Source organism: Streptomyces sp. NPDC058240 (genome assembly GCF_042882135.1).
Taxonomy (GTDB): domain Bacteria; phylum Actinomycetota; class Actinomycetes; order Streptomycetales; family Streptomycetaceae; genus Streptomyces.
In genome coordinates this window covers 1-9,580 of record NZ_JBHVWT010000100.1, presented here as the reverse complement: position 1 = coordinate 9,580, position 9,580 = coordinate 1, and the positions used below count along the sequence as shown (strand labels likewise).

The window sequence follows — 9,580 nt, the reverse complement described above, 5'->3', positions numbered from 1 at the left end:
GAGGACGAGGTGCGGGCGCTCGCCGAGGGCTGGTTCCGTGCGCTTCGGTCGCTCGCCGCCCACGCGGCCGGCCCCGGTGCGGGCGGGCTGACGCCGTCCGATCTGCGGCCGATGGTCTCGGTGACCCAGGAGCAGATCGACCACCTGGAGAACGAACACGGCCGGCTCACCGACGTACTGCCGCTCTCCCCGCTCCAGCAGGGCCTCCTCTTCCACGCCGTCTACGACGAGCAGGGCGACGACGTCTACACCGTCCAGCTCGCACTCGACATCGAGGGCCCGCTCCGGGCGGAGGCCCTGCGGGCCGCCGCCCACACCCTGCTCTCCCGTCATGCCGGACTGCGGGCGGCATTCCGGTACGAAGGGCTCGACACCCCCGTCCAGGTCATCCCCGCCGACTTCGAACTCCCTTGGTCCGAGATGGACTTCAGTGACCTGACGCAGGAGGAGCGCGAGTCGGAGCTGCATCGCTGGATGACCCGGGACCGGTCCTCGCGCTTCGATTCGGCCCGGCCCCCGCTGATGCGTTTCGCGCTGCTCAGGACCGGCGCCGACCGGCACCGCCTGGTCATCACCAACCACCACATCCTGCTCGACGGTTGGTCCATGCCCATCCTGGTCAAGGAGCTGCTGGCGCTCTACGGCAGCTCGGGGGACGGCTCTGCCCTGCCGCGCGTCACTCCCAACCGGGACCATCTGGCCTGGGTGGCCGCGCAGGACCGTACCGTCGCCGAGCAGGCCTGGCGGCAGGTCCTCGACGGGCTCGACGAGCCGACACTGGTCGCGCCCGCGGGCCGGGACGGCAGCCCCGCCGCCCCCGACCGCGTCGTCGTGGACCTCCCGGCCGCCCTCACCGAGCGCCTCACCGCTCTCACCCGCACCGGCGGGGTGACCCTCAACACCCTCCTCCAGGCGGTGTGGGCGATGGCGGTGGGCCAGCTCACCGGCCGTCAGGACGTGGTCTTCGGCGGCACGGTCTCGGGCCGGCCCCCGCAGGTCCCCGGCATCGAGTCCATGGTCGGGCTCTTCATCAACACCCTTCCCGTACGGGTTCGGCTGGACCCGTCCGAGACCCTGTCCGGTCTCCTGAACCGGCTCCAGGACCAGCAGGCCGGTCTCATGGACCACCAGTACCTGGGCCTGATCGACATCCAGCAGGCGACCGGCCTCGGAGAGCTCTTCGACACCCTGGTGGTGTTCGAGAACTACCCGCTCGACGCGGACGTACTGGAGATCGGCGGTGGCCTCTCCGTCACCGGCATCGAGGGCCACGACGCCACCCACTACCCGCTCATTCTCACCGCCGTACCCGGTGAACGCCTCCAGCTGCGGCTGGACTTCCGTACCGACCTCTTCGACGCCGCCGCCGCGGACGCCCTGATGGGCCGGCTCGTACGGCTCCTGGAAGGTGCTCCCGCGCAGTACGACGCCCCCGTCGGCAGGATGTCCCTGCTCGGCGCGGACGAGCGGCACCAGCTGCTGGTCGGCTGGAACGACACCGAGCGGAACGAGCCCGAGGACCGGTCGGTGCCCGCGCTCTTCGTTGACCTCGCGGCCTGGTCGCCGTCGACCGACGCCGTCGTCTCCGACACCGACACCGTCTCCTACGGTGAACTCGACGCACGTGCCAACCGGTTGGCGCACCGCCTCATCGCGGCGGGCGTACGGCCCGAGGACCGGGTGGCGCTGCTCATGGAACGCTCACCCGACCTGGTGGCGGCCGTGCTGGCCGTCCTCAAGGCGGGCGGTGTGTACGTACCGCTCGACCCCCGCTTCCCCGAGTCCCGGGTGCGGCACATCCTCGCCGAGACGGGTGCGAAGGTGCTGCTCGCCGACCCGGCGTCCACCCGCTCCGCCCCGGCAGCGGAACTGACGGTGATCGAGGCCGGTCCGGCCCTGATCGCGCCCGACAGCCCCACCCACGACCCGGCCGTCGTGGTGCATCCGGAGCAGCTGGCCTACGTGATGTTCACCTCCGGCTCCACCGGAGTGCCCAAGGGGGTCGGAGTCACCCACCGCGACATCGCCGCGCTGGCCGCCGACCGCAGGTTCGAGTTCGGTCATGACCGGGTCCTGCTGCACTCGCCGACCGCTTTCGACGCCTCCACCTACGAACTGTGGGTGCCGCTGCTCGGCGGCGGCCAGGTCGTCGTCGCCGCGCCCGGCGACCTCGACGCGGTACGGCTGCGGGAGACCGTCGCACGACACGGTGTCACCGCGCTCTGGCTGACCGCCGGACTGTTCCGGCTGATCGCCGACGAGGGTCCCGGCTGCCTCAGCCGCCTCAGCCAGGTGTGGACCGGTGGCGACGTGGTACCCGCCGCCGCGGTGAGCCGGGTGCTCGACGCCTGCCCGGGACTCGTCGTGGTCGATGGCTACGGGCCCACCGAGACCACGACCTTCGCCACCACGTACGCGATCAGGTCCGCGGCCGAGGCGCCGCACAGCGTCCCCATCGGCCGACCGCTCGATGCCATGCGCGTGTACGTCCTCGACGCCGCTCTCCGTCCGGTGCCGGCCGGTGTCGCGGGTGAGCTGTACCTCGCGGGGGCGGGTCTCGCGCGTGGTTATCTCGACCGTCCGGGGCTGACGGCGGAGCGTTTCGTGGCCGATCCGTTCGGTCCTGCGGGGGAGCGGATGTATCGCACCGGTGACCTGGTGCGGTGGAGTGCGGACGGGCAGATCGAGTATCTGGGCCGTACGGACGACCAGGTGAAGGTGCGAGGTTTCCGGATCGAGCTCGGTGAGATCGAGGCCGCGCTCGCCCGCCACCCCGGCGTCTCCCAGACGACCGTCCTGGTCCGCGAGGACCGACCCGGCGACCAGCGGATCGTCGCGTACGTCGTACCGTCGGACGGCACCGTCGACCCGGCGGAACTGCGGGCCCACGTCGGCGGCGGGCTGCCCGAGTACATGGTCCCGTCCGCCTTCGTGACCCTGGACGCCCTCCCCCTGACCGCCAACGCGAAGGTCGACCGCAGGGCGCTGCCCGCCCCCGACCCGGGGTCCTCGCCGGCCGGACGTGCACCGCGCAACGCTCAGGAGGAGATCCTCGGGGCGCTCTTCGCCGAGGTGCTCGGTCTGCCGGGGGTCTCCGTCGACGACAGCTTCTTCGACCTCGGCGGGCATTCGCTGCTCGCCACCCGACTGGTCAGCCGTATCCGTTCGGTCTTCGGCGCCGAACTCGCCGTCCGTACCCTGTTCGAGGCACCGACTGTCGCCCTGCTCGCGGGGCGGATCGCCGACGCCGGCCGGGCCCGCCAGGCACTGACCGCACGGGAACGGCCCGAGGAGATTCCGCTCTCCCCGGCCCAGCGCAGGCTCTGGTTCCTGAACCGCCTCGAGGGCCCCGGCGCCACCTACAACCTGCCACTGGCGCTCCGCCTCACCGGCAGCCTCGACCCGGACGCCCTGCGCCACGCCCTGGGCGATGTGGTCGTACGGCATGAGACGCTGCGCACGGTCTTCCCCGAGATCGACGGACGGCCCCGCCAGCTCGTGCTTCCCGCCGGGGTGTCCCGCCCCGACCTGCCCGTCACCGCCGTCACGTCGGCCGGACTCGACGCGGCGCTCGACGAGGCGTCCTCGGAGGGCTTCGACCTCTCCGCCGAACCGCCGCTGCGCGCCCGCCTGTTCCGGATCACCGACGCCGAGACCCCCGGCACCGACCATGTGCTGCTGGTCGTGCTGCACCACATCGCGGGCGACGGCTGGTCACTGGCCCCGTTCGCCCGTGACCTGGGACTCGCCTACGACGCGCGGCACGGCGGCACCGTGCCCACCTGGAAGCCGCTGCCGGTCCAGTACGCCGACTACACCCTGTGGCAGCGCGAGGTGCTCGGCGACGAGAGCGACCCGGCGAGCCCGCTGGCCCGGCAGATCGACCACTGGCGGACCGCGCTCGCGGGTCTGCCCGAGGAACTCGTGCTGCCCGCGGACCGGTCCCGTCCCGCCGAGGTGACCTACCGGGGCGGGAGCGTCCCGCTGCGGCTGCCGGCCGAGGTGCACGAGCGGATCGTCGCCGTGGCCCGCGAGAGCCATGTGAGCGTCTTCATGGTCGTGCAGGCGGCGCTGGCCTCGCTGCTCGGCCGGCTCGGCGCCGGCGACGACATCCCCATCGGCAGCGTCATCGCGGGCCGTACGGACGAGGCCGTCGACGACCTCGTCGGCTTCTTCGTCAACACGCTGGTGCTGCGTACGGATCTGTCCGGAGACCCGAGCTTCCGTGAGCTGGTGGAGCGGGTCCGGGAGACCGACCTGGCCGCCTACGCGAACCAGGACGTGCCCTTCGAGCGCCTGGTGGAGATCCTCAACCCGGTCCGCTCACTGGCCCGGCACCCGCTGTTCCAGGTCATGCTGGCGTTCCAGAACAACGCGGAAGCCACTCTCGACCTCGACGGGCTGCGGGCGACCGCGCTTCCCGTCCAGATCGCGGCCGCCAAGTTCGACCTGCTGTTCTCCCTGGAGGAGACCTTCGCCGCGGACGGCGGCCCCGCCGGACTCGACGGTGTCGTCGAGTACTCCGCCGACCTGTTCGACCGCGCCACCGCCGAGGCGATCGGTGACCGCCTGGTGCGGATGCTGGCCGCCGTGACCGCTGACCCCGGCACCCGTATCGGCTCGGTCGATGTCCTCACCGACGACGAGCGCCACCAGGTGCTCACCGAGTGGAACGACACCCGCCGGGAGGTACCGCCGGCCACCGTGCCCGAGCTGTTCCAGGCCCAGGTGGTCCGGACGCCCGGCAACGCGGCGGTGGGACACGAGGGCACCGAACTGACCTACGTCGAACTCAACGCACGCGCCAACCGGCTCGCCCGGCTGCTGATCGAGCGGGGCGCGGGCCCCGAGCAGTTCGTCGCCCTGGCACTGCCGCGCTCCGAGCAGATGATGGTCGCCCTGCTGGCCGTCCTGAAGTCCGGTGCCGCGTATCTGCCGGTCGACCCCGGCTACCCGGCCGACCGCATCGCGTTCATGCTGGCCGACGCCCGGCCCTCGCTGGTGCTCACCACCGGTGAGGCCGCCTCGGTACTGCCCGACGGCATCGACCCGCTGCTGCTCGACGCGCCCGAACTGCGGCACAGGATCGGCGAGTTCCCCGACACCGACCCGTCCGACGCGGACCGCGTGCGGCCGCTGGACCCGCGCCACCCCGCGTATGTCATCTACACCTCGGGTTCCACCGGCCGCCCCAAGGGTGTGGTCGTCGCCCACCGGAACGTCGCCGAGTTCGCCGCCTGGGCGGTCGCCGACATCGGCCCCGAGCGGCTCTCCGACGTGGTCGCCGCGACCTCGCTCAACTTCGATGTCTCCGTCTTCGAGATGTTCGGCCCGCTGCTCAGTGGCGGACGCATCGAAGTCGTCCGTGACGTCCTCGCCCTCCTGGAGGCCGACGCGCGGACGTACAGCCTGATCAGCGCGGTTCCCTCCGCGCTCGCCCACACCCTCGGGCAGGGCGCGGCCGCCCGCCTCGGCGCCGGTCTCGTGGTGCTCGCGGGAGAGGGCCTCTCCGCCCACACGGCCAACACGATCCGCGCCGCCGTTCCCGGCTGCACGCTCGCCAACATCTACGGGCCCACCGAGGCCACCGTGTACGCCACCGCCTGGTACACGGACACGGACACCGACCGCACCCCGCCGATCGGCCGGCCGCTGCACAACACCCGCTCCTACGTGCTGGACGCCGCACTGTGCCCGGTGCCGCCGGGCGTACCGGGAGAGCTCTACCTCGCCGGTACGGGTCTCGCGCGTGGCTATCTCGACCGTCCGGGGCTGACGGCGGAGCGTTTCGTGGCCGATCCGTTCGGTCCTGCGGGGGAGCGGATGTATCGCACCGGTGACCTGGTGCGGTGGAGTGCGGACGGGCAGATCGAGTATCTGGGCCGTACGGACGACCAGGTGAAGGTGCGAGGTTTCCGTATCGAGCTCGGTGAGATCGAGGCCGTGCTCGCCCGCCACGAGTCCGTGACCCGGACGGCCGTCGTGGTCCGTGAGGACCGGACGGGCGACCAGCGGATCGTCGCCTACACCGTCCCCGCCGAGGGCGCGGCCACCGACCCCGCCGAGCTGCGCGCCCATGTGGCCGCCGCGCTGCCCGAGTACATGGTCCCCGCCGCGTTCATGGCACTCGACGCGCTGCCGCTCAACCCGAACGGCAAGCTCGACCGGCGTGCCCTTCCCGCACCCGACTTCGGCTCCGCGGCCGGCGCGGGCCGGGCGCCGCGCACCGAGCGGGAAGAGGCGCTCTGCGAGGTCTTCGCCCAAGTGCTCGGCGTGGAGCGGGTCTCCATCGACGACAGCTTCTTCGACCTCGGCGGCCACTCGCTGCTCGCCACCCGCGTGGTCAGCCGTGTCCGCACGCTCTTCGGCGCCGAACTGTCCGTCCGGGCCCTGTTCGAGACCCCGACCGTGGCGGCCCTCACCGAGCGGCTCGGCAACGCGGCCGACGCCCGCCAGGCCCTGGTGGCCCGGGTCCGTCCGGAAACCGTCCCGCTCTCGCCGGCCCAGCGGCGGCTGTGGTTCCTCAACCGCTTCGAGGAGCGCAACGGCACCTACAACCTGCCGCTCGCCGTCCGCCTCACCGGAGACCTCGACCGGGACGCCCTTCGGGACGCACTGGCCGATGTGGTCGTGCGCCACGAGAGCCTGCGCACGGTCTTCCCCGACACCGACGGCAGGCCGCGCCAGCTGGTCCTGCCGGCCGAGCAGGCACGGCCCGAGCTGCCCGTGCTCGACCTCGACGCCACGGCACTGGCGGAAGCGGCGGCGCAGGACTTCGACCTGGCCACCCGGATCCCCGTGCGGGCCACGCTCTTCGAGGCCTCACCGACCGAGCACCTGCTGCTGATCGTGGTCCACCACATCGCCGGCGACGGCTGGTCCATGGCCCCGCTCGCCCGTGATCTCGGCGAGGCGTACCGGGCCAGGTGTGCGGGCGAGGCCCCCGACTGGGAGCCGCTGCCGGTCCAGTACGCCGACTACACGCTGTGGCAGCGCGAGGCGCTCGGCGACGAGAGCGACCCGGGCAGCGGCCTCGCCCGGCAGATCGACTTCTGGCAACACACCCTCGGCGCGCTCCCGGAGGAACTCGCGCTCCCCGTGGACCGGCCCCGCCCCGCCGAGATGAGCTTCCGTGGCGACACGGTCCCGCTGGAGATCCCGGCCTCGGCGCACGCACCACTGGCCGACCTGGCCCGTACGAGCCGGGCGAGCGTCTTCATGGTGGTGCAGGCGGCGCTGGCCGCGCTGTTGCACCGGCTGGGTGCCGGTGCCGACATTCCGATCGGTTCGCCCGTCGCGGGCCGTACGGACGAGGCGCTGGACGATCTGGTCGGGTTCTTCGTGAACACGCTGGTGCTGCGTACGGATGTGTCGGGCGATCCGAGCTTCCGTGAGCTGGTGGAGCGGGTCCGGGAGACCGACCTGGCCGCCTACGCGAACCAGGACGTTCCCTTCGAGCAGCTCGTCGAGGTGCTCAACCCCGAGCGCTCGCTGGCCCGCCACCCCCTCTTCCAGGTCATGCTCTCCTTCCAGAACAACGCGGAGGCCACCCTTCAGCTGGACGGTCTGCGGATCGAGCCCGAGCAGGTCACCGTGGACGGAGCCAAGTTCGACCTCTCCTTCCAGCTCGCCGAGGCCTTCGGGACCGACGGCACCCCGGCCGGGATCGGCGGCCGTATCGAGTTCGCCACGGACCTCTTCGACCGGGAGACGGCACAGGAACTGTCCGCCCGCCTGGTGCGGCTGGTCGGTGAGCTGGTGACCGACCCCGACCGGAAGCTGTCCTCGGTGGACGTCCTGACGGCCGAGGAACGCCACCGGATCCTGGCCGAATGGAACGACACGGCCCGTGACGTCCCCGCCGCCACCCTGCCGGAGCTCTTCGAGCAGCAGGCCGCGCGCACCCCGGACGACACCGCCCTGGTCACCCGGGACGGCCGTCTCACCTTCGCCGAACTCGACGCCCGAGCCAACCGGCTGGCCCGGCTCCTCGCCCGGCACGGCGTCGGCCCCGAGCAGTACGTAGCCGTGGCCCTGCCGCGCACGACCGACCTCGTGGTCGCCCTGCTCGCCGTCACCAAGGCGGGCGCCGCATACGTACCCGTCGACCCGGGACACCCCTCGGACCGGATCGCCCTGCTGCTCCAGGACGTCGGCACCACCGCCGTACTCACCGTGGCCGGCACCCGCGACACGATCCCCGCGGACCGCGGCGGCCTCCGCATCGACCTGGACGACCCGGCGGTCGTCGAGACCCTGCGCGACGTGCCGGACACCGCCCCCGGCGACGCCGGACGGACCGTTCCGCTGCGACCGGACCACCCGGCGTACGTGATCCACACCTCGGGTTCCACCGGCCGCCCCAAGGGTGTGGTCGTCGCCCACCGCAGCCTCGGCAATCTGTACCACCACCACTTCGAGGAGCTGTACGCCGCCGAGGCGGAGAGCGCAGGCCGACCGCTGCGCGCCGCCCTCACCGCCGCCGTCTCCTTCGACGCCTCGCTCGACCCGCTCCTGTGGATGGTCGCCGGGCACGAACTCCACCTGATCGACGACGACGTCCGACGCGACCCGGCGGCGCTCATCGCCTACGTACGTGACGCGGGCATCGACTTCATGGAGCTCACGCCCTCGTACGCGGAACAGCTCCTGGAAGAAGGACTCGTGCGCGACCCGCAGGCCCGCCCGCGGATCATCGCGCTGGGCGGTGAGGCCGTGAGCCCGGCCCTGTGGCAGGAGCTGGCCCGGACACCGGGCGTCACCGGCTACAACCTGTACGGACCCACCGAGGCCACCGTCGACACCCTCACCGCACGGACCACCGACACCGCACGGCCGCTCGTCGGTCGGCCCGTCACCAACAGCCGTGTCCAGGTGCTGGACGAAGCGCTGCGCCCGGTGGCACCAGGTGTGGCGGGTGAGCTCTACATCGCGGGTGCGGGTCTGGCGCGTGGGTATCTGGGTCGGGCGGGGTTGACGGCGGAGCGGTTCGTCGCCGACCCGTTCGGTGTGGCGGGTGGCCGGATGTATCGCACGGGTGATGTGGTGCGGTGGACCCGGGCGGGCGAGCTGGAGTACCTGGGGCGTACGGATGACCAGGTGAAGGTGCGTGGTTTCCGGATCGAGCTGGGTGAGATCGAGACCGTGCTGTCCCGGTACGAAGGCGCCGCGCAGGTCGCGGTGGTCGTGCGGGAGGACCGGCCCGGTATCAAGCGCCTGGTCGCGTACGTGGTGCCGCGCGCCGGAGAGCTGGACGGGGCGGCGGTGCGGGCCCATGTGGCCGGGGCGCTGCCCGAATACATGGTGCCGGCCGCGTTCGTGACCCTGGACGCGCTGCCGCTGACGGTCAACGGCAAGCTCGACCGGCGCGCCCTGCCGGCCCCGACGCTCACCGGCGGCGCCACCTACCGTGCACCGCGCAACCCGCGCGAGGAAGCGCTGTGCCGCCTGTACACCGAACTGCTCGGTGTGGAGCGGGTGTCGGTCGATGACAGCTTCTTCGAGCTGGGTGGTGACAGCATTGTGTCGATTCAGTTGGTGAGTCGGGCGCGTAGGGCGGGGTTGGTGTTCTCGGCGCGTG

The 9,580-nt window shown here is 72.2% G+C and carries 1 protein-coding gene; it reads left to right on the top strand.

Features of this window, described 5'->3' with window-relative positions; all coding sequences use genetic code 11:
- Nucleotides 1–9,580: amino acid adenylation domain-containing protein (locus tag ACFVX4_RS41015; RefSeq protein WP_389988298.1), on the top strand; the 9,580-nt coding region annotated here is incomplete at both ends.